The sequence below is a fragment of the Corynebacterium sp. genome, from assembly GCF_030535495.1.
GTDB lineage: Bacteria > Actinomycetota > Actinomycetes > Mycobacteriales > Mycobacteriaceae > Corynebacterium.
Genome location: NZ_JAUNRW010000129.1, coordinates 1 through 2,147, shown reverse-complemented (window position 1 = coordinate 2,147; position 2,147 = coordinate 1). Strand labels below are relative to the sequence as shown.

Sequence of the window (2,147 nt, the reverse complement as noted above, 5' to 3'; positions counted from 1 at the left end):
CCGCCACCCGCCAGACCCTGGCCAACGCGCTGGGCCTGGTCGGTGTCACCGCCCCGGAGAGGATGTAAGCGTATGAGTGCCGATTTCAACGACCTGCCCGCCCACGTCTGGCCGCGCAACGCCGTGCGCCAGGAGGACGGCGTGGTCACCGTCGCCGGGGTGCCTCTCCCGGAGATCGCCGAGGAGTACGGCACCCCCGTCTTCGTCGTCGACGAGGATGACTTCCGTTCCCGGTGCCAGGACATGGCGCGCGCCTTCGGGGGCCCGGAGAACGTCCACTACGCCTCCAAGGCCTTCCTCACCCGCGCCATCGCGCGCTGGGTCGACGAGGAGGGCCTGTCCCTCGACGTCGCCTCCCTCAACGAGCTCAAGATCGCGCTGGCCGCGGACTTCCCGGCCGCCCGCATGACCGCACACGGCAACAACAAGGGCGCCGGCTTCCTGCGCGCGTGTGTCACCGAAGGCGTCGGCCACGTGGTGCTGGACTCCGAGTCTGAACTAGAGCTTCTCGACGCCATCGCCGCCGGCCAGGACCGCACCCAGAAGGTGATGATCCGCGTCAAGCCCGGCATCGAGGCCCACACGCACGAGGCCATCGCCACCTCCCACGAGGACCAGAAGTTCGGTTTCTCGCTGGCCTCCGGTTCGGCCTACCGCGCCGCCGAGGCCGCCATCCGCGCCGAGAACCTCGAGCTCGTCGGCCTGCACTGCCACGTCGGCTCCCAGGTCTTCGACGCCGAGGGCTTCACCATGGCCGCCGACCGCGTCCTGGGCCTGTACTCGCAGATCCACCGCGAGCTGGGCGTGCAGCTGCCGGAACTCGATCTCGGCGGCGGCTACGGCATCGCCTACACCGAGGACGAGGAGCCCCTCGACGTCGACGAGGTCGCCCACGACCTGCTCACCGCCGTGGCCAAGACAGCCGCGGAACTGGGCATCGAGCCCCCGGTCGTGCTGGTCGAGCCCGGCCGCGCCATCGCCGGCCCCGGCACCGTCACCGTCTACGAGGTGGGCACCGTCAAGGACGTCACCGTCTCCGACGACGCCACACGCCGCTACCTGTCCGTCGACGGCGGCATGTCCGACAACATCCGGCCCGCCCTGTACGGCTCGCTGTACGACGCCCGCCTGGTCAACCGCTTCACCGAGGGCCCCGCCGTGGCCTCCCGCCTCGTCGGCGCGCACTGCGAGTCCGGCGACATCCTCGTCCGGGACGCGCAGTACCCGGACGACATCGCCGTCGGTGACCTGGTGGCCGTCGCCGCCACCGGTGCCTACGCCTACGCCATGTCCTCGCGCTACAACGCCTTCGGTCGCCCGCCGGTGGTGTCCGTCCGCGCGGGCAAGACCACCCTCATGCTGCGCCGCGAGACGGTCGAGGACATCCTCGCGCTGGAGCCGTAGCGCGCTTCTCGACGATCGCGGCGAGATTGTCACCCCACGTGCTGTGGAAATGGGGCAGCCCCGGTAGGCTGGTCAACGTTTAGCAAGGCCACAACCCATCAGGAGCACCATGACCGAGAACACGCAGCCCAGCTACAACCCCGGCAAGGGAGCCGGCGAGCCGGTTGGTATCGCCATTCTCGGCCACGGCACCGTCGGTTCCGAGGTGCTGCGTCTCATGGGGGAGTCGGCTGACGCCCTGGCCCACCGCATCGGGGGCCCGCTGGAGCTGCGTGGCGTGGCCGTGTCCGATCTGTCGAAGCCGCGCGAGGGCGTCGATGAGGAGTTGCTTACCGACGACGCCATGTCCCTGATCAACCGCGACGACGTCGACATCGTCGTCGAGGTCATCGGCGGCATCGATTACCCGCGCGAGCTGGTCCTGGCTGCGCTGCGCGCCGGAAAGTCCGTGGTCACCGCCAACAAGGCCCTCGTGGCCGCCCACGCCGACGAGCTGGCCGAGGCCGCCGACGCCGCCAACGTCGACCTCTACTTCGAGGCCGCCGTCGCCGCCGCCATCCCGGTCGTCGGCATGCTGCGCCGTTCCCTGGCCGGTGACAACATCCTGCGTATCTCCGGCATCGTCAACGGCACCACCAACTTCATCCTCGACGCCATGGAGTCCACCGGCGCCACCTACGAGGACGCCCTCGCCGAGGCCACCCGCCTGGGCTACGCCGAGGCCGACCCCACCGCCGACGTCG

2 protein-coding genes are annotated in these 2,147 nt (G+C 70.1%); both read left to right on the top strand.

Going from position 1 to position 2,147, the window contains the following annotated elements:
• Positions 1 to 72: 72 nt before the first annotated feature.
• Complete coding sequence (gene lysA / locus Q4F73_RS11305) at positions 73 to 1,404, top strand: diaminopimelate decarboxylase (RefSeq protein WP_303359444.1); 1,332 nt, start codon at positions 73 to 75, stop codon at positions 1,402 to 1,404.
• A gap of 109 nt (positions 1,405 to 1,513) precedes the next feature.
• On the top strand, positions 1,514 to 2,147 hold a 634-nt coding region (locus tag Q4F73_RS11300), incomplete at its 3' end, for a homoserine dehydrogenase (RefSeq protein WP_303359443.1).